The following is a 20,095-nucleotide window of genomic DNA, read 5'->3' as shown; positions in this document are numbered from 1 at the left end:
CGGTGTCCCAGTCGATCTCCTCGTACTCGCCGGCGGGCGTGCGGCGCATCGGGGAGGTCAGCCGGGCCCGGTTGTTCTGATAGTGGTCCAGCCGCAAGGCCTTGTTGCAGGTATAGCCCTGCGAGGCCGGATGTTCTTTGTCGCCGCGGATCTTGGCCAGCGTGCGGCCTTCGAGTTGGACCACGATGCCGCAGTTGCATTCGCACAGGATGCAGGCCGTGGGTTGCCACGGCGGGATCTGGGTCGGTTCGGTCATGTCATGCCTTTCGTTCGCCGGTTTCGGCGGTCACGAGGGCGCGTAACTGCCGGTGGACGAGGTCGAGTGCGCCGGCGTCGCCGGTGGTGCGGGCGACCAGGACGGCGCCTTCGATCGCAGTGGTGGTGAGCATCGCGAGTTCGGCGGCGCGCTCGGCGGTGACGCCGTCGCGGCGCAGGAGCTCTTCGATCAGCCCGGTCCAGCGGGTGAATGCCGCCGCCGCCCGCGCGACGACCGGCGGGTTGTCGGCCTCGACGGCGACCGCGGCCACCGGGCAGCCGGCCCGGAAAGCGGTCTCGGTGAGCTGGCTGCGGAACCCGTCGACCACCGTGTCGAGGGCCTCGACCGCGCCCGCCGCGCCGGATATCCGGTGCGCGATATGATCGCTGGCGAAATCAACTGCCTCGCAGAGTAATTGGGTTCGTCCACCGGGGAAGTGGTGGTAGGCCGAACCGCGCGGCGCGCCACTGTGTTGCAGGACGTCGGAGATCGCGGTCGAATGTGCGCCGCGTTCGCGGATGAGCAGCGCCGTGGAAACGATCATGCGCTCACGGGGTGAAGTCATTATGTAGAGCATCATACATAGAGCCTCACCTGCCGAACAGACACAAAAGGCCCTCAATCGCGGAGGATTGAGGGCCTTTTGTGTCTGTTGGTGGGTTACACCGACGCCGCCTCGTTGAGCTCGTTGAGGGTATTGGTCGCCTCCAGGTACTCCTGCACCCAGCGCTCGATGACCGCGGAGGTCTTCTCGACCTTGGTGAACTGGCCGACGACCTGGCCGATCGGGTTGAACGCGACGTCGACGGACTCATTGGGGAACTTGTGCGTCGCAGCGACCGCCATGCCGGAGACCATGTACTGCAGGGGCATGCCCAGCGGCTTCGGGTTGTCCGGGTTCTCCCAGGCCTCCGTCCAGTCGTTGCGCAGCATGCGGGCGGGCTTCCCGGTGAAGGAGCGGCTGCGCACGGTGTCGCGGCTACTGGCCTTCACGTACGCGGCGTGCTGCACGGGGGTGTTCTCGGACTCCTCGACCATCACCCACTGCGAGCCCGTCCACGCGCCCTGGGCACCGAGCGCCAGAGCCGCGGCGATCTGCTGGCCACTGCCGATGCCGCCGGCGGCCAGCACCGGAACCGGCGCGACCTCCTTGACGACCTGGGGCCACAGCACGATGGAGCCGACCTCGCCGCTGTGCCCGCCGGCCTCGCCGCCCTGGGCGATGATGATGTCGACGCCGGCGTCGGCGTGCTTACGCGCCTGCGACGGGGATCCGCACAGCGCCGCGACCTTACGGCCCTCGTCGTGGATGTGCTTGATCATGTCGACGGGTGGGGTGCCCAGCGCGTTGGCGATCAACGTGCACTTCGGGTGCTGCAGAGCCACCTCGACCTGCGGGGTCGCCGTCGCTTCGGTCCAGCCCAGCAGCTGCAGCGCGTCATCGTCGCTGTGATCGACCGGCACGCCGTGGTCGGACAGCACCTTCTTGGCGAAATCGATGTGTTCCTGGGGGACGAGGTCGTTGAGCGTCTTCTTGAGCACCTCGGGGGACAGGTCGGTGGCGTCCATGCCCTCGTACTTGTTCGGGATCACGATGTCCACGCCATAGGGGTGGTCACCGATGTGCTCGTCGATCCAGTTGAGTTCGACCTCGAGCTGCTCGGGAGTGAAACCGACCGCGCCCAGCACGCCGAACCCGCCGGCCTTGCTGACCGCGACCACCACGTCGCGGCAGTGGGTGAAGGCGAAGATGGGGAATTCGATACCCAATTGGTCGCAGAGGGGAGTATGCACGCAGGCTCCTAAGTTGGGCGATCGCGAATCGCAGACTGAAACGTGTTCTAGTTTAGTATCCCGGCCCCCGATTTCCGCAATGTTCACCCGCCCAATCAGCGGTATCGAGGGCGACAGCGTGCGAGAATGCCATTACCGTTTTTCGGAAGTTCCATTAACAGTCACCGTATCCACGACCCGGGGAGTGCCACGAGATGAAGGACTGGCTGGCCAACTCCTTGGTACTGGTGTCGGACTACCGCGTGCCCGACCCGACCACGGTCTGGCCGCTGCTGCAGCGCCGCACCGAGGCCCTGGCTGACATGGGCGTCCATCACGTACTGGTCTACACCTCGACGACCGATCCCGAACGCGTTCTGGTGATCCTCGGCATCCACGCCCACGAGCCGGTGCTGGATCTGCTGCGGTCCCGGGTCTTCTTCGACTGGTTCGACGCCGTCGGTGTCCAGGACCTGCCCGCGGTGTTCGCCGGTGAGTTGTTCGAACGGATCGATTTCGATCATGACGAACATCCGGCCCCGCCGGTGATGGTGTCCATGGTGACCTCGGTCGCCGATATTGCCGAACTGAACGCTCGGGTGCGCGGCGCGGCCAAGGCCTTTCATGCCTCCGGGGTGCAGCGCTTCTGGAGCTTCCGTGCCCTCGATGATCCGCACGAGGTGCTGATCCTGCAGCAGATCGATGACGAACTCAGCGCGCGGCGCTGGCTGCACGACTCCGACGATGCGGCCGAGTGGCTCGCCGAGGCCGGGGTGGGTGCCTATCCGCCGGTGTTCATCGGCCAGTTTCAGCAGATGATGCGCATCGAGGGCTGATGTTCGTCTGCCTCTGCAACGGCATCACCAGCCACGAGGTGGCTGATGCGGTGGACGGCGGGGCCGCCACGACCAAACAGGTGGCCCTCGCCTGCGGTGCCGGCGCCGACTGCGGACGGTGCCGGCGCACGGTCCGCGCGATCATCGAATCCCGGGGCGCTGGGCGCGGGACCACCACCGCCGGTCCTCCTCGGAACTGACCCGCAACACCGGCCAGCCGTTCTTGGCCGCGGCGGCCGCGAGTCCGGGCCGGGGATTGACCGCGTTGGGATGCCCGACGGCGTCGAGTACCGGCAGATCCTCGGTCCCGTCGGCGTAGCAGAAGCTCTCGGTCAGATCGATGCCGCGTTGCGAGCTGAATTCCATGACCGCTCTTGCCTTCTGGCGTCCCCACACGATGGGTCTGACAATGTGTCCGGTCAGCTTGTCCTCGGCGTCCACCTCGAAGTGGTTGCACAGCACATGTTCGATGCCGAGGTGGCGGGCGACCGGCCCCGCATGCATGGTCAGTGCCGACGAACTCATCGCCACGGTGTGCCCGCGTTCCTGGTGTGCGGCGACCACCCGCGTCATCACGGGGAAGAGTCGCGCGGCGACGCGGGTGGTGAACAACTCGTCCCCGAGCGCCTCGAGCTCGGCCAGCGGTTCGCCCGCCAGGTAGCCGGCCGCGCGCTGCAACAGCCTCGCGAACTGCATCCGGCCCAGCTTGTAGCGGACGCTCGCCTCGAAGATCCCCGACAGCTCACCGAATCCGGACTGCCGGTTGCGGATGCGGTGCCCGGCATGCACCGTCGCCGTGAACCCACGAACCAGCGTCCCGTCGAGATCGAAGAACGCACCGATGTGTGGGCCCGCCGGACTGGAGAGGATGGCTGGGAGCGGGTCGGTCACTCTTCCATTGTGCGTGCTGCCGGAATCAGGCCGGATACACCAGACCCCGACCGGTGCCCAGCGGCAGATCGAGCGTCGTGCGGATGCCGGGTGCGGCGGCCACCACGTCGGGAATGGCATTCACGATCCGGCCGGCGGCGGCCAGGATCGCGGCGTAGTTGTGATCGCCGCGGCTGCTGGTCGGACAGATGTCGACGACATAGGACGGTTCGCCGGTGATCTCCACCCGGTAGGAGCCACCGGGTTGCGCCGGTTGGGCCCAGTCCGGGCGCAGGTCCTCGCGCACCCGGGTGATGTGCTCGACGACGATCACCGGCTTGCCGGCGACCATGCCGTTGATCTCGAACCGCATCGCGGCGACCGTGCCCTTGGCGATGACACCGGTGGCAACCGGAATGTCCTCCGGGGCGGGCTCCAGTTCGTAGTTCTCGGTGATCTCGTCGACCTCGACGCCCAGCCCGGCGGCCAGCATCCGGATCGCCGTGCCCCAGGCCGCGCCCAGGATTCCGGGAAGGAACAGCATGCCGGGTTGGTCGATGGGGTTGCCGAAGCCCATCACGATCGACATCACCTCGGCGCCGTCATAGGTGGCGTAGTCGGCGATCTCCATGGTCTTGATCTGATCGATGCGCTGGCAGGTGCTGGCGATCGCAAACGGGACCAGATCGGTGGCAAAACCGGGATCCACGCCGGTGATGTATACGCTTGAATTCCCTTGTTGTGCGGCATCTTCCACGCGGGCGATGGCCTTGTCGGGCATCGCCCCCCACGGGAACTGCAGCCCGCCGGGCGCCGACCCGACCACGTTGACCCCTGCCGAGAGCGCCGCCATCACGTCGCGCGTCGCCTCGACGGGGCGGGTGTCGCCCATCGCGCAGTACACCAGGCAGTCCGGCTTCGCCGCCAGCGCGTCTTCGATGCCCGGCGTGGCGGTCACTCCGGTGACGATGTCCAGTCCGGCCAGTTCACCCGCATCGCGGCCGACCTTGGCCTCGGTCGAGGTGCCCACCGCGACGAGCTCGAACCGGGGGTCCTGGATGAGCTGAATCAGGGACAGCCGGCCGCAGTTTCCGGTGCCGACGAGTGCCACGCGAATGGCCATACAGGTCTCCTCACGGTGTTTGGTCTGGTCGCAGTATGCGGGGGTCGGACACAAATTGGAACAGGTTCTAGTTTATTTCGGCGTTGCGGTAGCCTGACGCCTCATGGGACGCGTGGACGGAAAAGTTGTACTCATCAGCGGCGGCGCACAGGGAATGGGCGCCGCACACGCCAAGATGCTCATCGACGAGGGCGCCAAGGTGGTCGTCGGCGACATCCTCGACGAGAAGGGTGAGGCGCTGGCCGCCGAGCTCGGCGATGCCGTGCGCTACGTCCACCTCGATGTCACCGATGCCGATCAGTGGGCCGCCGCGGTCAACACCGCCGTCGAGACCTACGGCGGTCTCACCACGCTGGTGAACAACGCGGGCATCGTGGCACTCGGGAAGATCGGCCAGTTCGATATGGCGAAATGGCAGAAGGTCATCGACGTCAACCTGACCGGAACCTTCCTGGGCATGCAGGCCGTCGTCGAACAGATGAAGGCCGCGGGCGGCGGTTCCATCATCAACGTGTCCTCCATCGAGGGCCTGCGCGGCGCACCCATGGTGCACCCGTACGTGGCCTCAAAGTGGGCCGTGCGCGGGCTGGCCAAGTCCGCCGCGATCGAACTCGGCAAGTTCAACATCCGGATCAACTCGCTGCACCCCGGCTTCATCCGCACCCCGATGACCAAGCACTTCCCCGACGACATGGTCACCTCGCCGCTGGGCCGGCCGGGCCGCTCCGAAGAGGTCTCGACCTTCGTGGTGTTCCTGGCCAGCGACGAGTCGTCCTTCTCGACCGGCGCGGAATTCGTGGTCGACGGTGGTCTGATCACCGACGTCCCGCACAAAGACCTGTTCTGAGAGGACCTGTTCTGAGAGCGGCGACCTCCTCGAACCGACCCTGATCGCCTCGGCCGGGCACAATGAAGTGCCGGCCGAGGCGAGGGGAGCGACACCATAGCGACACCGAGACGCTGGACCGCCGTGGTCGGTGTCCTTCTCACGGTGGTGTTGCTGCTGGTGAGCGCCGACGACCACGCGCTGTTCAGCCGGTCGGATCCCGCACCGGTGACCGTCGAGCTCGACACGGGGTGGACGCTGGCGGCCTCGGGCAGGCTGTCGGCCGTCGGACCGGAGATCTCGCGGCAGAGTTATCAGGCAGTCGCGCCGGCGTGGCACCAGGTGTCCCGAATGCCGGCGACCGTGCTGGATGCGCTGCAGCAGGACGGCACCTACCAGAACCTCTACGACGGAACGAATCTGCGCGATGCCGTCCCGCAGGACCTCTACCTGCAGGACTGGTGGTACCGCACCACATTCACCGCGCCTGCCGGGCATTCGACCTACCGCCTCGATTTCCCCGGCATCAACTACCGCGCCGAGGTGTGGCTCAACGGCGAGCTCATCGCCGACAGCGCGCAGCTGGTCGGGATGTACGTCGACCATGAGGTCGATGTCACCGATCACCTGGTCGACGGTCCGAATGTCCTGGCCGTCAAAGTCATTCCGGAACGGTCGATGCAGGACGTCGACGGGGTTGAGCTCGCCGACAGCTGGTATGACTGGATCAACTCGCAGTATCTGGGGCGGCCGGGCAATTCCTTTGTGCCCKATCGTAATGCGGGCATCTTCAAACCGGTGTATCTGACCGCGTCCGGCGCGGTCGACATCGGGGCGGCCACGGTGAACACCGATCTTCGGCTGCCCGAGGCGGATTCCGCGCGGCTGACGGTATACGCCGATGTGCGCAACGACTCTGCACGCCGGGTGCGCGGAATGCTGCGGGCCACCATCAGCCGTGCCGGCAAACCCGACGTCAGCGTCGACCAGACGGTCACGCTGGGCCCCGGCGAGCGTCGAGAGGTCACCTTCGACCCGGACCGGTTCGGGGCACTGGTGGTCGATCGCCCGGATCTGTGGTGGCCCTACACGCTGGGCGATCCCGCGTTGTATGACCTCAAGCTGGAGTTTCGCCACTACAACCGCGTGATCGATACCAGTACGCAGCGTTTCGGCATCCGGACCTTCACTCAGCACCGGGACGATGACGAGCGTTTCCCGGGCAGCGGAGGAAACTTCTATCTCGCGGTCAACGGCAGGGACTTCCTGGTGCGCGGCGCGGTGTACACCCCGGACCTGCTATTCCGCGACGATTCCCGCAGGGAGGACGCGACCCTGGGCTATGTCCGCGACCTCGGGCTGAACATGTTGCGCCTGGAGTCGAAGATCCCGGGGGAGCGGTTCTTCGAACGGGCCGACGAGCTCGGCATCCCGCTGATGGTGGGCTGGATGTGCTGCAACCAGTGGGAGAAATGGGAGCAGTGGGACGACGAGGACCGTGCCGTCGCCCAGGCCAGCCTGCGCTCGCAGGCTCGGAAGCTGCGTTCCCACCCATCGGTTGCGGTGTGGGCCAACGCAAGTGACGGGATACCCCCGGAGCCTCTGCGTAGCCAGTACCACGCCGTGCTGCGGGATCTGCACTGGCAGAACGCGGTCGTCGACACGGTGTCCGCCCGGGCACGGGAGGACTGGGACGGTATCCACATGGCCGGTCCCTACAGTTGGCGGGCACCGAGTTACTGGTTCGCCGGCCGCTATCCGGCCACCCGCGGGGCGACCGCGGAGCAGGGCGACAACGAACACATTCCGCCGTACGCCAGCCTGCGCACGTTCATCCCGCCGGACGCCCTGTGGCCCATCGATGACACCTGGTTCTTCCATGCCGGGTCCGATCCACGCAATGCCGCGCTGACCAGCGTGCAGCGGGCGGTCAACCGGCGCTACGGGCCCTCCTCGGGAGCCGAGGAGTTCGCCCGCAAAGCCCAACTGGCACAGTACGAGTCGACGCGCGCCCAGTTCGAGGCCTTCGCCGCACAGGGATGGGCCGAACACAAGATGACCATCTACTGGATGCTCAACAGTCACTGGCCGTCGTTCTTCGCCCACATCTTCGACTGGTACCTGCGCCCCGGGGGGGCCTATTACGGCGCCAAGACCGGATTGCGTCCGCTGTCGGTGGTCTTCGACGCCTATGCCGGCGGCGACCACAGCAGGGCGGATATCACCGTGGTCAACCAGAGCCCGGYGAAGGCCACCGGTCTGACGGCCCGGGTCCGCGTCTACGACGTGGCGGGCCGGGTCCGGGATGACCGCACCGCCGCCGGTATCGACGTCGGCTCCGGGGATGCGCGCGCGGTCCTCACCCTGCCGCGGGTGGCCCGCGATTCACCGGTGTTCTTCGTGCGTTGCGAACTGATCGGCGCGGACGGGGCCGTCGTCGCCCAGAACGTGTACTGGCAGTCCCAGCGGCGCGATGATGCCGGCGATCCGGCCGCCGACGGGCCGTTCGAGACCCGCCAGGTCAGCTGGGCCGACATGACGGCACTGAACCGGATGGCGAAGGTGCCACTGCAGGTCAGCGCCGAGCACCACGGGGACGACGGGGTGAGCGTCCGGCTACGCAACACGACCGGACACATCGCCTTTTTCGAGCGCGCCGAGATCCTGGCCACCCGCGACGGCGACGAGATCCTGCCGATCCGCTACAGCGACAACTATGTGACGGTGTTCCCGGGAGAGACCGTTGAGGTGCATGGCACCGTCCCCGACGGCGCTCCCCGACCGGGTTGGGTGCGGGTCAGCGGCTACAACACGGCGGCCCTCGTCGTCCCGATCGGCTGACCGGCGTGGGGCGGCCCGGACGCCGATGGTGCGGCAGGGGAGGATGGAGGCCAGCCCACCACAGGAGGATGACGATGGCCGACGTAACCGAACGGCAGGCGCTTGCCGAGATCACCGCGGAACGCGGGTGGAGCCGGCGCATCGCCGACCGGGTCGACATCTACCTGCGGGGCGCAGCGCGTATCCGGGTGATCTGGCAGGGCGACGAGGCGATCAGCGGTGGTTCCCGCTACCACGATGACGGCATGGAGCAGTACACCCGCGACCTGGCGACGGTGAAGGGCTGGCTGACGCACTGACGTGGTGGCTGCCTAGGCTCAGACCATGACTGTGCGCGCGGCGATCGTGGTGACCGGCACCGAGGTGCTGACCGGGCGGATCCAGGATCTCAACGGACCCTGGCTCGCCGACCGGCTGCTGGAGCTGGGCGTGGAGCTTGCCTATGTCACCCAGTGCGGTGACCGCGCCGACGATATCGAGGCGCAGTTGCGTTTCCTCGCCGGCGAGGGTGTCGACCTCATCATCACCAGCGGCGGCCTCGGCCCGACGGCCGATGATCTGACGGTGGCCACCGTGGCTCGCTTCGCCGGCCGTGAACTGGTGCTCGACGGTCCGCTCGAAGTCCGCATCGCCGAAATTCTGCGCACCCTGATGGCCGGGCGCCACGGCGTCGATTTCGAGGCGGTGATGGCCGCGAACCGCAAGCAGGCCATGGTGCCCGCCGGTGCGGAAATCCTCGATCCGGTGGGCACCGCACCAGGAGTCGTCCTGAGCGCAGCGGGGGACGGGCCGACCGTCGTGGTGCTGCCCGGCCCGCCGCGCGAACTGCAGCCCATGTGGTCACGTGCGGTCGAGTCGCTCGCCGTCCAGCAGGCGATCGCCGGACGCACCGAGTACCGCCAGGAGACGGTGCGGATGTTCGGGCTTGCCGAGTCCGGGCTCGCGGAAACACTGCGGGACGCCGAAACCCGCATCGACGGATTCTCCGATCTCGAGGTCACCACTTGTCTTCGCCGCGGCGAGCTGGAGATCGTCACCCGCTACGAACCGCCCGCCGCAGGCGCCTACGCCGCGCTGATCGACCTGTTGCGGGACCGCTATCCACAAGAATTGTTCTCCGAGGATGGCGCACTCATCGACGATCAGGTGGCCGCGCTGCTGGCCGGGCGCCGGTTCGCCACCGCGGAGTCGTGCACGGCGGGGCTGCTGGCCGCCAGGCTGGCGGACCGGGCCGGGTCGTCGGCATACCTGGTCGGTGGGGTGGTGTCCTACTCCAACGACGCCAAGGTGGCGCTGCTCGGCGTGGACGCCGCACTGATCGACGACCACGGCGCGGTATCCGAGCCGGTGGCCCGCGCGATGGCCGAAGGCGCGCTGGCCCGCTTCGGCGCCGACACCGCGGTCGGTATCACCGGGATCGCCGGGCCCGGCGGCGGCTCGGCGGAAAAGCCGGTCGGCACGGTGTGTTTCGGGGTGGCGCTGAGCGGCAGGCCGACGCAGGTGCGGACGTTGCGGCTGCCCGGTGACCGCAGCGATGTGCGCGAGCGATCGACGACGGTCGCGATGCACCTGCTGCGCAGCGAACTGCTGGCGCTGCAGACCGACTAGCCCGCGAACTCGGAGATGACCTCGGAGGCAAGGATTTCCAGGGTCTGATCGGAGGCGCGGTCGTGGGTGAACAACACGACCTGGCCGAATCCGATGTCCTGCCATTGCCGCAACCGCTCGACGATCATCGGTGCGGTGCCGATCAGTCCGCCCTCGGCGAGTCCGAAACCCGGTCCACCGAATCGCTTCTCGGCGAACTCGCGGACCTTCGGCAGCGACTGCTCGTCCGGTGCCAGTGCCATCACCGCCTCCACCGACATCACGATGGTGGCCGGATCGCGCCCGATATCGGAGCAGATGGCGCGCAGTACGGCCAGTTTGTGTTCCAGCTCGCCGAGTGCGTAGGTGGGCACGTTCCACACGTCGGCGTACCGCGCCACCAGTGGCAGCGTGTACTTCTCGCCGAYGCCCCCGACCACGATGGGCGGGCGCGGTTGCTGGACCGCACCGGGACGGATGGGCATCTCGCGAACGGCGTAGTGCGCACCGGTGAAGTCCACGGTGCCCGTGTCGAACGCCTGGGTCAGGATCTCCAGCGATTCGGCGAGACGAGCCGAACGGGTGGCGAAAGACCCCCAGTCCAGGCCGGTGCGCCGATGTTCGTCTTCGATGGAGCCGCTGCCGATCCCCAGTTGCAGGCGGCCCGCCGATATCTGATCGAGCGTGGTGGCCATCTTCGCCAGCACCACGGGATGGCGGAACTGGTTGCACAACACCATATGTCCGACGCGTAGCCGCTCGGTGCGGGCCAGCAGTGCGGTGGCCAGGGTCCACGCCTCCAGGGAGTCGATCTCGGGCATCCCCGGGCCGTAGAGATGGTCGTACAGCCACAGCGACCCGATGCCGAATTCCTCGCAGCGCACCGCGCGGTGCAGCACGTCGGCATAGGTGAACCCCATCTGGGGGACGTAGACACCGATATCGAGCTCACCCATCGGCGGGTGTCAGTTCAGCACGGGTGCGAGCCGGCGCCACTGCTCCAGCGGGAGTGCCGACAGGTCGGAGTCGAGCACCTGGACGCACACATGGTCGGCGCCGGCGGCCTTGTGCTCGTTGACGCGCTGCAGGATCGCTTCCTCGTTGCCCCACACCACGATCGCATCGACCAGCCGGTCGCTGACCGAGTGCACTTCGTCCTCGGTGAAGCCGGAACGCAGCAGGTTGTTCGCGTAGTTCGGCATGGCCAGGTAGCCACGCGCCCACTCGCGTCCGATCCCGCGGGCGAAATCGGCGTCCTCGCTGAGCACCGCGGTCTGTTCGGGCAGCAGCAGCGGTCCGTCGCCGAGTTTCTCCCTGGCCCCGGCGGTGTGCTCGGGGGTGACCAGGTAGGGATGCGCACCACGCGACCGGTCGGCGGCAAGGCGCAGCATCTTCGGCCCGAGCGCGGCGAGCACGCGGTCCTCGGCGGCCACCGGCTGCTCGGCGTTGTCCAGCCCGTCCAGGAAGGCCGCGGTGGCGGCCAGCGGCTTGCGGTAGGTACCCGGCGACTTCGAATCGATCAGCGGCGCGTGGCTGACACCGATGCCCAACAGGAACCGGCGTCCGTGCGCCGACGACAGCCGGGCATGTGCGGCGGCCACCTCGGCGGGCTCGTGCATCCAGAGGTTGAGGATGCCGGTGGCGATGGTGACCGTCTTGGTGGCGGTCAGCAGGTTCTCGACCGAGTCGAGCACCGGTCCGCCGACATCGGGGATCCAGAGGGCGGTGTAGCCGAGCTCCTCCAGTTCGGCCGCGGCCTCGGCGGCCTGCCCGGCGTCGCCGTACCGCAGGTGTGAGCTCCAGATTCCGGTTCCCGAAAGTTCCACGTGCCGAACTCCTTTCAGCGGGAGCCGCGGCCGTCGCGATCCCAGATGTCAAGCATCGTACGGAGGATCTCCTCGGCGCAGCCGAGCCCCCCGAGGTGGCTCTCGCCGGGCAGCACCGTCATCTCGGCTTCCGGCAGCCGCGACACCACGTGCGCGCCGTGCGCGAACGGCACGATGTGGTCCTTGTCGCCGTGCCACCAGTGCACCGGCACCTTGACCTCATCGAGGCGGAATCCCCAGTCGCGGACGAAGTCGACGATGTCGTAGAACGGGGCCGCGAGTTGTTTGCGGCCGCCGTTGAGCAGGTCGTCGAGGAACATCGCCTTGAACTCCGGGCGTGCCAGCAGCCGGCGGTCGCCCTCCGGGGAGATCCTGGCGTAGATCTCCAGCGCCGGTGAACCGACCGGCGCGATGAGCTTGATCAGCGTGGCGGCTGCCAGCCGGATGGGGGCACCGGCCAGCTCGAGCACCGGCGCCACCGTCGAGCCGAGGTTCATCAGGCCACTGGCGATGCCGTCCGGCCCGACGTAGGGGGCCACGCCACCGAGCACACCGGCGGCCACCACCCGGTCGGGCATGGCGGCCGCGGCGGCCAGCGTGTACGGCCCACCGCCGGAGAGCCCGATGACGGCGAAGTTGTCGATGCCGAGCGTGTCGGCGATGGTGCGCAGATCCTCGGCGAAAGCCAGCACGTTGGGATACTGGTGCGCTGTCGAGGATCCGATTCCGGGACGGTCCACGCCGATGAGCCGGATCTTCTCCAGCTCGGCGTAGGCCCGTGCCTCCGCGGGTATCTGCCGGCGCGCCCCGGGGGTGCCGTGCAACCAGAAGATCGCCCGGCCCTGGGGATCACCGAACTCGGCGAACCCGAGTTGCCGGTCAGCGCTGACGGCGACGTTGCCCTCTAGCTTGGGGCGAGCAATCGGAGGAACCATCCGCAAAGTGTGTCATGGATTACAGGCGCGCAATATCGTGCCCTTTGCCACGCGTACCCGGGTCGCCATGGAATGGTCGAGCGCACGCTAGTTTCGTTGTCAGCCATGCGATCGAGGAGGACCCCATGGACGATCCGGTCGACCACGGCGCCATCGCGCTGGCGTTCTCCACGCATCGTTTCGAGGAGTCGCTGCCGCATCTGGCCAGGGACGTCCGGTGGACGATCGTGGGCTACATGGTGCTTGAGGGTTCCGACGCCGTGATCCGCACCTGCAGTGAGACCCGCGAGAGCCTGGCCGACACCGAGACCAGCATGCAGCGCTGTGTGGTCGCGGCTCAGGGCGATGTGGTCGCGGTGGACACCGTGGCCCGCTACAGCGGGCCCAATGGCGTCACGGCCGTTGCCGGATGCGACATCTTCGAGTTCACCGGAACCCGGATCAGTGCCATCACCTCGTATGCGGTGCAGGTAGATCCCGACTGTTCGGGTGCGCCGCCGCGGTAGGTCGCCGACCCGGGTCCGGGGTGATCAGCGCCGGGCCGCGCCCGCGTTGCGCTCGGCCAGCGACCGCAACTGTTTGAGCGCGAACTGCCGGCTACGTCCCGCCGGTGGCAGCATGATGCCGGCCCACAGACCCTCCGCCCCCGGAGTCACGCAGGCCTCCTTCGCGCATTGCCAGCGGCGCGGACACGCACGGCACAAGGCCTTCGCCCCTTCGTCCGCCGTCGTCGTCCACCGGTCGGGATTCTGTGTGCACGGTGCCGTCCACACTCCGTCTTCGATCGCTATCGGATACACGTCCCCCCACCATCCCTTCCGTCTCGACTGATCGTTTGCAGGACCATACGGTTGTATCGTACTTACGATACAGACGTATCGGCCAGCCGTGGTGGAGTGACATTGACTACGGTGGCAATTGTGAGATCTGAGGCCGGCGGGACGGGCGTTGAGGTGCCACGCAGCATCGAGAAGATCCGGGCCGCGGCACTGCAGAGTTTCGCGGCGCACGGAACCGCCGCCACGACGTTGCGCGGGGTTGCTGCTGCCGCCGGGGTGTCACTCGGGCTCGTGCAACATCACTTCTCCACCAAGGCCGGACTGATCAAGGCCGTCGACGAGTTCGTGGTCGAGGTGGTGATCACCCCGATGGCGCAGCCCATCCCCGACGTCGCCGCCGATTCGGTCTCCGAGGTCGGTAGCCGGGTGAACAAGGTGTTCGCCGAGCATCCCGACGTGGCGGCCTATCTGGGCCGGGCCCTGGTCGACGGCAGCGAGTTGGGCGCCACGATCTTCGACAAGCTGTATGAGGTCGGCATGCTGCGCTGGCAGCAGCGCGCCGAACGCGGGGAGACCCGCCCCGATATCGACCTGCCGTGGGCGGTCATCAACGCCCTGATCCTGCCGCTCGGCGCGGTCAGCATGCGCGGCCACATCGAGCGGAACCTGGCGGCGCCGTTCACCGCGCCGGAGCAACTGCAGCGCTGGCAGGCGGCGGTGAACGAACTGCTGCGCGACGGCTTGTTCCGCAAGCCGTAGCAGAGTCAATCCTTCTCGCCGGCAACCCTTTTGCGATATGCGGACGGCGTCTCGCCGCAGAACTGGGCGAAGCTGCGGGTGAACGAGCTGAGGCTGTCGAAACCCACCGCCGACGAGGTGGCCTGCACCGACTGGCCGGGCGCGGCCAGCAGTGCCATCGCGCGCAGCATCCGGGCGTGCAGCAGATAGGTCCGCCACGACAGCCCGAGGGTGTCGGAGAACAACCGGCGCAGTGTCCGTTCCGAAACCGCCACAGCGCGACTGACATCGTCGGCGGTCACCGATGCGAGGTTGTTCTTGGTGTAGGCCAGCGCTGCCGCGACGATCGGATGGTCCGATGTCGGCAGACTCAGCGGCGCCTCGTGATCGAGCGCCTCGGTGACCAGATAGGCCAGCGTGCCGAAGAAGCCGTCGGACACCTGGTCACTGCCGTCGCGGTCGATGGGCCAGCGCAGGGCGTAGATCATCATCTCCCGGATCAGCGGTGACACCGCGATTATCCGGGCGCGGTCACCGGTGTCGGGGATCATCTGCGCGTCGAACATCACCGCGACGGTCTTGACGTCCGGGTTCATCACCGCCTGGTGTTCCAGCCCGGCCGGGATCCAGGCCGCCTGCTGGGGTGGCAGCAGGTAGTGGCCCGCGTCGGTCTCCACCTCGACGACACCCTGCAGCGCGTACTCGATCTGATGCACCTCGTGGGAGTGCCAGCCGGTGATCAGCCCGTCACCCTCGTAGAGGTAGCTGCCCGCGGGCGCGTGGCCGCCGCGACGCAACTCGATGACCGGCCGACCGGGTTGGTCCAGGTTGGCCGAAAAGGTCAAACCTCTGTCCGATAGCGCAGAGACGGTCACGGAATCCGAGGGTACTAGTTAGGTATGCAGACTGACGACCTGATCCTGGTGAGCATCGACGACCATGTCGTGGAGCCGCCCGACATGTTCCTGAACCACGTGCCGGCCAAGTACAAATCCGAGGCCCCGATCGTCGTGACCGACGACAAGGGCGTCGATCAGTGGATGTACCAGGGCAGGCCGCAGGGGGTCAGCGGACTCAACGCCGTGGTGTCCTGGCCCGCCGAGGAATGGGGCCGTGACCCGGCCGGGTTCGCCGAGATGCGGCCGGGCGTGTACGACGTGCACGAGCGCGTCCGGGACATGAGCCGCAACGGCATCCTGGCCTCGATGTGCTTCCCGACGTTCACCGGGTTCTCCGCCCGCCATCTCAACATGCACCGCGAGGACGTCACCCTGGTGATGGTGTCGGCCTACAACGACTGGCACATCGACGAGTGGGCCGGCTCCTACCCGGACCGCTTCATCCCGATCGCGGTGCTGCCCACCTGGAATCCCGAGGCCATGGTCAAGGAGATCAAACGGGTCGCCGCCAAGGGCTGCCGCGCGGTCACGATGCCGGAACTCCCGCACCTGGAAGGACTTCCGAGCTACCACGACGAGGAGTACTGGGGCCCGGTGTTCCAGACGCTGTCCGATGAGCAGGTGGTGATGTGTCTGCACATCGGCACCGGTTTCGGGGCGATCAGCATGGCGCCGAACGCGCCCATCGACAACCTGATCATCCTGGCCACCCAGGTCTCGGCGATGTGCGCCCAGGATCTGTTGTGGGGACCGGCGATGCGCAACTACCCGGACCTGAAGTTCGCGTTCTCGGAGGGCGGTATCGGCTGGATCCCGTTCTACCTGGACCGCAGCGACCGGCACTACACAAACCAGAAGTGGTTGCGTCGCGACTTCGGCGACAAGATGCCCAGCGATGTGTTCCGTGAGCACTCGTTGGCCTGCTATGTCACCGACAAGACCTCGCTGAAGCTGCGCCACGAGATCGGCATCGACATCATCGCCTGGGAGTGCGACTACCCGCACTCGGACTGCTTCTGGCCCGACGCCCCCGAGCAGGTGCTGGCCGAGTTGAACGCGGCAGGCGCCGACGATTCCGACATCAACAAGATCACCTGGGAGAACTCCTGCAAGTTCTTCGGCTGGGATCCGTTCAAGCTCACCCCCAAGGAGAAGGCGACCGTCGGCGCGCTGCGGGCGACCGCCACCGATGTCGACACCTCGATCCGTCCGCGCGCGGAGTGGGCCCGGCTCTACGACCAAAAGCGGTTCGCCCAGGTCTGATCGAGGGTGCCGGGGTGGATCCCGGCGGACCGGGCGGCGGTTGATCTAGGCTTGGCGGCATGACCGATCTGGATCGTGCCGCCGCCCGCCGTGAAATCGCCGAAGCTCTGCTGAAGGCGCTCGACCGCCGGCATGAGGTGCTCGACATCATCGTCGACGCCACCGACCGGGATGCGGCCGTCACGGCGATCGCCGAACTGCTCGGCACCACCCACCTGGGCAGCGAGGCGGTCTTCGGCCTGTCGTTCCAGCAGCTGACGAAGGACTCCCGCCGGGGCATCGCGGCCGAACTGGAGGACCTCAACAGCCAGCTCACCTTCACCCTCAACGAGCGCCCGGCCTCCTCGGCGGAAACGCTGGTGCTGCGGGCCTTCTCGGGGGACGTCGACCGCGACATCTTCGCCGCCCGGGTGGACGAACTGCACACCGCCGGCGACGGCACGGGCAGCCCGGCCGGCAGCCTGGATGACGAGATCACCTCCGCGCTGGGTCGTTTGGACGCCGAAGAGGCCGCCTGGTTCGTGGCGCTGGAGGGCGAGGAGAAAGTCGGCCTGGTGCTGGGCGAACTCGTCGGCCATGAGGTCGAGGTGCGTATCTGGATCCGCCCCGACCTGCGAAAGAAGGGCTACGGCACCGCTGCGCTCCGCAAGTCACGTTCCGAGATGGCCATCTACTTCCCGGCGGTGCCGGTGGTGGTACGCGCTCCCGGCGTCGACGCACGCTGATGAATCACCCTCAGCGGTAATGTCTTTCGGCCGCTGATCACCAGTCGGCGCGGCCTTCTTGCGGCGTGCCCGCCGGCCGTGCTGCCGGAGCGCCGGGCTGATCCCCAGCGTCCGTGGCCGACCAGGCGGTGCCCTCGCACACCAGGTCGGTCGGCAGCGAGATCTCGCTGGGCAGCGTCACCGGCAGACCGGGCACCGTCGGCAGGGCCAGTGGAGGGGGCGGGGTAGCCGCCAGCACGGCCGGAGCCGAGGCGAGCATCGGGAGAACATTGCCCGCCGTTTCGGCGGCCAGCGCGGCGGCGGGTGCCCCGACACCGACGGGCGGCGCGACCGCGGCCTCGATCGGCGCAGCGGCGGCAACGGGTGCCGCGGCCTCGACGAGTGCCACGTCTGCCGGTGGTGGTGGCGGAACGTCAACCGGTGCGGGCGGCACGATGTCGACTGGCGGTGCGGTTTCCAGCGGCGGTGAGGCCTCGACCGGCGCCGGGGGCGGCACCATCTCGACCGGGGCAGGCGGGGGTGGCGCAGCCTCGACCGGCGGGGGCGGCGGTGCTGCCGCCAGTGGCGGTGGCGGGGGAGCAGCGGCGATCGGCGGGCCGGCCTCCACCGGATTGACCGCTGCGGCCTCGATCAGCGGAGCGGCGACCGGCGCGGCCGGTGCTGCCATCGGAATGCCCGCCGGGACGGCCACCGGGACCGGCGGAACACCGACGGGTAGCGGCGGGGTCACCACTGGTACGGCCGGGGCCGCGAGAGGCACCGCCGCAGGAATGGCGGCAGGCACCGGGGCGGCCATCGGGGCCACGGGTGGTCCGGCGGTGGCGCGTTCGAGTACCGACATCGCGGCGGGCGCAGGAGGTGCGGCCTCGATCGCGGCGGGTACCGGCGGTGGTGCCGGCGGTGGCGGGGCCGCGATCTCAACCGGGGGAGCAGGGACGGCGGCAGCTTCGATCAGTGGTGCCGCAGTCTCCACGGGCGCCGTGGGGGGCGGGGGTGGTGGAGGCGCGAAGGCCTCGTTCAATGCCGCAGCGCCACCTTGCAGAGACTGCGGGATGATCTCCGGTGAGGCGGCGAGGTCGGAGACCATCTCCAGGCATGGCACCCCGGGGCTGGGCTCAGCAAACGCCGCCGGGCTCAGAGCGAGTACGCCGCAGTACAGACCTGCCGTTGCGAACGATGTCAGCGCGAGCCGATTTGTGGTGCGTGGCATAGATTTCCCGGTCTCCCTGCGACTGACGACGAGGGGAACTTATCGCGATCTTGAAATTGCGCAAACCGCCAATTTTGGCCGACACCGATCCGATATGAAGCGGTGCCCGTCCTGTGACTGCAGCGGGGCAAACTGTCGAGCCGCGGCTCAAAAGCGCAGCGCGCGAGCCTCTTTCTGACCCGCCGCGGTGAGTCAGAGTCCGGCGGCCTGCTCCAGCGCGGACAGCGAATCCTCCAGGTGAGTCAGCAACCTCTGCAGATGCGGCACGCTGCGCCGGCACCCGACCAAACCGAAGTCCAGGTTGTCGGCGTTGTTGGTGAGGGTGATGTTCAGTGCCTGCCCATCGAGGGCGATCGACAGCGGGTAGTTGCCGTCCAGTCGGGCGCCGTTCCAGTACATCGGTTCCCGCGCGCCGGGCACATTGGAGATGACGATGTTGAACGGCGGCGGTGCCGAGGACACGAATCCGGGTACCAGGCTGAGCCCCAGCCCGGCGACCAGGAAGCCCGACAGTGCCAGCGCCTGGGTTCGCGGTAGCTCGCTGAAAACCTGCTTGTTGTCCCGCATCGAAGCGCTGATGGTCTCCAACCGTTTCATCGGATCGACGACATCGGTGGCCAGGTTGCACAGGATCGTGCCGACCATGTTGCCACCGGCGTCCTGCTCGTGCTCACCGCGCAGGCTCACCGGAACCATTGCCACCAATGGCGTTTCGGGAAGCGCGTGTTGCTCGTCGAGGTAGGCGCGCAGCGCTCCCGCGCACATCGCGAGCACCACGTCGTTGACGGTCGAGCCAGGCGCGGCCTCCTTGACCGCGCGGAGCCGGGTGAGCTTCCAGGACTGTGCCGCGCACCGGCGGGCGCCGCCGATGGGCACGTTGAACATGGTCTTGGGTGCTCTGAAGGGCAAAGTCAGCTGTTGCTCGAAGAGTGCCGTACGGGCGAAGGCGATCGTCGAGGGGGCAATGCCGGCCACTGCGCCGGCGGCTCCGGTGAGCGTACCCACCAAGGAGGAACGCTCACTGGTGGACGTCACGGCCCGCTTCTTGGACTGCAGCGTCCAGGGCACCCGGACCTCGCGGTCGTCCGGATCGGACGCCAGCGTGCGAATCATCAGCCGTTGGGCGGACACCCCGTCGATGAGGGAGTGGTGGATCTTGGTGTACACCGCGAAGCGCCCGTCGCTGAGGCCCTCGACGAAATAGGCCTCCCACAGCGGCCGGTGCCTGTCGAGCAGAGTGCCGTGCATCCGTGAGGTCAACTCCAGTAACTCGCGGACCCGCCCGGGGCGTGGCAACCCGGAACGGCGCAGGTGATAGTCGACATCGACCTCGCTGTCCAAAGTCCAAGCGACATTGGAGATTCCACCGAAGAGGCTGGCCGGATGTTTGCGGAAGGTGGGCTGGAAGTCGTCACAGTCGGCGATCGTCCGGTAGAGGTCCCCGACGAAGTCGGGGCCGGCGTCGGCCGGGGGCTCGAACAGCTGGAGACCACCGACATGCATCGGATGTTCTCGTGACTCGCCGACGAGGAACAGCGCATCGGTCGGGGAGATCAGCTTCATGCCGCCACGCTACCCATCCCACCCGCAGGGGGCAGGCGATTGCTC

At 67.7% G+C, this 20,095-nt stretch carries 21 protein-coding genes and 1 pseudogene; 10 read left to right on the top strand and 12 right to left on the bottom strand.

Going from position 1 to position 20,095, the window contains the following annotated elements:
* From AC1DTF_RS28825 to AC1DTF_RS28815, 3 genes and pseudogenes are all read right to left on the bottom strand, one after another.
* A pseudogene (locus AC1DTF_RS28825) lies at positions 1-256 on the bottom strand (molybdopterin oxidoreductase family protein); the annotation flags it as partial.
* Between the two features lies 1 nt (position 257).
* The gene (locus AC1DTF_RS28820) at positions 258-821 is read right to left on the bottom strand and encodes a TetR/AcrR family transcriptional regulator (protein ID WP_477476519.1); all 564 of its coding nucleotides are present in this window, start codon (positions 819-821) and stop codon (positions 258-260) included.
* 95 nt (positions 822-916) lie between these two features.
* The gene (locus AC1DTF_RS28815; protein ID WP_057165460.1) at positions 917-2,050 is read right to left on the bottom strand and encodes a nitronate monooxygenase; all 1,134 of its coding nucleotides are present in this window, start codon (positions 2,048-2,050) and stop codon (positions 917-919) included.
* A 194-nt stretch (positions 2,051-2,244) separates the two neighbouring features.
* Here AC1DTF_RS28815 and AC1DTF_RS28810 point away from each other — a divergent pair, with 194 nt between their 5' ends.
* Positions 2,245-2,865 carry a hypothetical protein gene (locus AC1DTF_RS28810; RefSeq protein ID WP_057165459.1) on the top strand — a complete coding sequence of 207 codons (621 nt, stop codon included), beginning with the start codon at positions 2,245-2,247 and terminating at the stop codon, positions 2,863-2,865.
* Positions 2,865-3,065 carry a (2Fe-2S)-binding protein gene (locus AC1DTF_RS28805; RefSeq protein ID WP_082613945.1) on the top strand — a complete coding sequence of 67 codons (201 nt, stop codon included), beginning with the start codon at positions 2,865-2,867 and terminating at the stop codon, positions 3,063-3,065. Before AC1DTF_RS28810 ends, AC1DTF_RS28805 begins: the two co-directional genes overlap by 1 nt.
* Here the strand turns inward: AC1DTF_RS28805 and AC1DTF_RS28800 are convergent.
* Together AC1DTF_RS28800 and AC1DTF_RS28795 are read right to left on the bottom strand one after the other, a co-directional pair.
* Entirely contained in the window at positions 3,007-3,756 is a 750-nt protein-coding gene (locus tag AC1DTF_RS28800; RefSeq protein ID WP_057165458.1) for an HAD family hydrolase, read from the bottom strand. The genes AC1DTF_RS28805 and AC1DTF_RS28800 overlap by 59 nt on opposite strands.
* Before the next feature lie 25 nt (positions 3,757-3,781).
* On the bottom strand, positions 3,782-4,858 hold the full coding sequence (locus AC1DTF_RS28795) for an NAD(P)H-dependent amine dehydrogenase family protein (protein WP_057165457.1): 1,077 nt from the start codon (positions 4,856-4,858) through the stop codon (positions 3,782-3,784).
* 103 nt (positions 4,859-4,961) lie between these two features.
* Between AC1DTF_RS28795 and AC1DTF_RS28790 the strand changes: the two genes are divergently transcribed.
* The 4 genes from AC1DTF_RS28790 to AC1DTF_RS28775 all read left to right on the top strand — a co-directional run bounded on the left by AC1DTF_RS28790 (position 4,962) and on the right by AC1DTF_RS28775 (position 10,133).
* Positions 4,962-5,705 (top strand): glucose 1-dehydrogenase, encoded by a 744-nt coding sequence (locus tag AC1DTF_RS28790; protein WP_057165456.1) that lies wholly within the window; start codon positions 4,962-4,964, stop codon positions 5,703-5,705.
* A gap of 123 nt (positions 5,706-5,828) precedes the next feature.
* Entirely contained in the window at positions 5,829-8,525 is a 2,697-nt protein-coding gene (locus AC1DTF_RS28785; RefSeq protein ID WP_477476518.1) for a glycoside hydrolase family 2 protein, read from the top strand.
* 74 nt (positions 8,526-8,599) lie between these two features.
* Positions 8,600-8,824 carry a hypothetical protein gene (locus AC1DTF_RS28780; RefSeq protein ID WP_057165455.1) on the top strand — a complete coding sequence of 75 codons (225 nt, stop codon included), beginning with the start codon at positions 8,600-8,602 and terminating at the stop codon, positions 8,822-8,824.
* Between the two features lie 25 nt (positions 8,825-8,849).
* The gene (locus AC1DTF_RS28775; RefSeq protein ID WP_057165454.1) at positions 8,850-10,133 is read left to right on the top strand and encodes a competence/damage-inducible protein A; all 1,284 of its coding nucleotides are present in this window, start codon (positions 8,850-8,852) and stop codon (positions 10,131-10,133) included.
* On the opposite strand, the gene AC1DTF_RS28770 is transcribed toward AC1DTF_RS28775, so the two are convergent.
* From AC1DTF_RS28770 to AC1DTF_RS28760, 3 genes are read right to left on the bottom strand one after another with little or no spacing between them, the layout of a single operon-like run.
* A complete protein-coding gene (locus tag AC1DTF_RS28770) occupies positions 10,130-11,068 on the bottom strand; it encodes an LLM class flavin-dependent oxidoreductase (RefSeq protein WP_477476517.1) in 939 nt (312 codons plus the stop codon). The genes AC1DTF_RS28775 and AC1DTF_RS28770 overlap by 4 nt on opposite strands.
* A gap of 9 nt (positions 11,069-11,077) precedes the next feature.
* Positions 11,078-11,938: an LLM class F420-dependent oxidoreductase gene (locus tag AC1DTF_RS28765; RefSeq protein ID WP_477476516.1), complete on the bottom strand. Its 861-nt coding sequence runs from the start codon at positions 11,936-11,938 to the stop codon at positions 11,078-11,080.
* Between the two features lie 14 nt (positions 11,939-11,952).
* Positions 11,953-12,873, bottom strand: a complete 921-nt coding sequence (locus tag AC1DTF_RS28760; protein WP_057165451.1) for an alpha/beta fold hydrolase — start codon at positions 12,871-12,873, stop codon at positions 11,953-11,955.
* 125 nt (positions 12,874-12,998) lie between these two features.
* Between AC1DTF_RS28760 and AC1DTF_RS28755 the strand changes: the two genes are divergently transcribed.
* Positions 12,999-13,379 (top strand): nuclear transport factor 2 family protein, encoded by a 381-nt coding sequence (locus tag AC1DTF_RS28755; RefSeq protein ID WP_477476515.1) that lies wholly within the window; start codon positions 12,999-13,001, stop codon positions 13,377-13,379.
* Positions 13,380-13,403: 24 nt separating this feature from the next.
* Here AC1DTF_RS28755 and AC1DTF_RS28750 read toward each other — a convergent pair whose 3' ends face one another.
* Positions 13,404-13,664: a WhiB family transcriptional regulator gene (locus tag AC1DTF_RS28750; RefSeq protein WP_477476520.1), complete on the bottom strand. Its 261-nt coding sequence runs from the start codon at positions 13,662-13,664 to the stop codon at positions 13,404-13,406.
* 129 nt (positions 13,665-13,793) lie between these two features.
* Between AC1DTF_RS28750 and AC1DTF_RS28745 the strand changes: the two genes are divergently transcribed.
* Positions 13,794-14,411, top strand: a complete 618-nt coding sequence (locus AC1DTF_RS28745) for a TetR/AcrR family transcriptional regulator (protein WP_477476514.1) — start codon at positions 13,794-13,796, stop codon at positions 14,409-14,411.
* A gap of 5 nt (positions 14,412-14,416) precedes the next feature.
* Here AC1DTF_RS28745 and AC1DTF_RS28740 read toward each other — a convergent pair whose 3' ends face one another.
* Positions 14,417-15,265: an AraC family transcriptional regulator gene (locus tag AC1DTF_RS28740; protein ID WP_477476513.1), complete on the bottom strand. Its 849-nt coding sequence runs from the start codon at positions 15,263-15,265 to the stop codon at positions 14,417-14,419.
* A gap of 24 nt (positions 15,266-15,289) precedes the next feature.
* Between AC1DTF_RS28740 and AC1DTF_RS28735 the strand changes: the two genes are divergently transcribed.
* Complete coding sequence (locus tag AC1DTF_RS28735) at positions 15,290-16,552, top strand: amidohydrolase family protein (RefSeq protein ID WP_057165447.1); 1,263 nt, start codon at positions 15,290-15,292, stop codon at positions 16,550-16,552.
* A gap of 59 nt (positions 16,553-16,611) precedes the next feature.
* On the top strand, positions 16,612-17,277 hold the full coding sequence (locus AC1DTF_RS28730) for a GNAT family N-acetyltransferase (RefSeq protein ID WP_057165446.1): 666 nt from the start codon (positions 16,612-16,614) through the stop codon (positions 17,275-17,277).
* Between the two features lie 37 nt (positions 17,278-17,314).
* On the opposite strand, the gene AC1DTF_RS28725 is transcribed toward AC1DTF_RS28730, so the two are convergent.
* Both AC1DTF_RS28725 and AC1DTF_RS28720 read right to left on the bottom strand, forming a co-directional pair.
* Complete coding sequence (locus tag AC1DTF_RS28725; protein WP_477476512.1) at positions 17,315-18,487, bottom strand: hypothetical protein; 1,173 nt, start codon at positions 18,485-18,487, stop codon at positions 17,315-17,317.
* Between the two features lie 192 nt (positions 18,488-18,679).
* Positions 18,680-20,050, bottom strand: coding sequence for a WS/DGAT/MGAT family O-acyltransferase (locus tag AC1DTF_RS28720; protein ID WP_057165444.1), 1,371 nt, complete (start codon positions 20,048-20,050; stop codon positions 18,680-18,682).
* Positions 20,051-20,095: the final 45 nt, after the last annotated feature.

It is taken from the genome of Mycobacterium sp. P4_H6, from assembly GCF_056400845.1.
The sequence above is the reverse complement of the archived record's forward strand: the minus strand, read 5'-3'. Positions and strand labels throughout refer to the sequence as shown.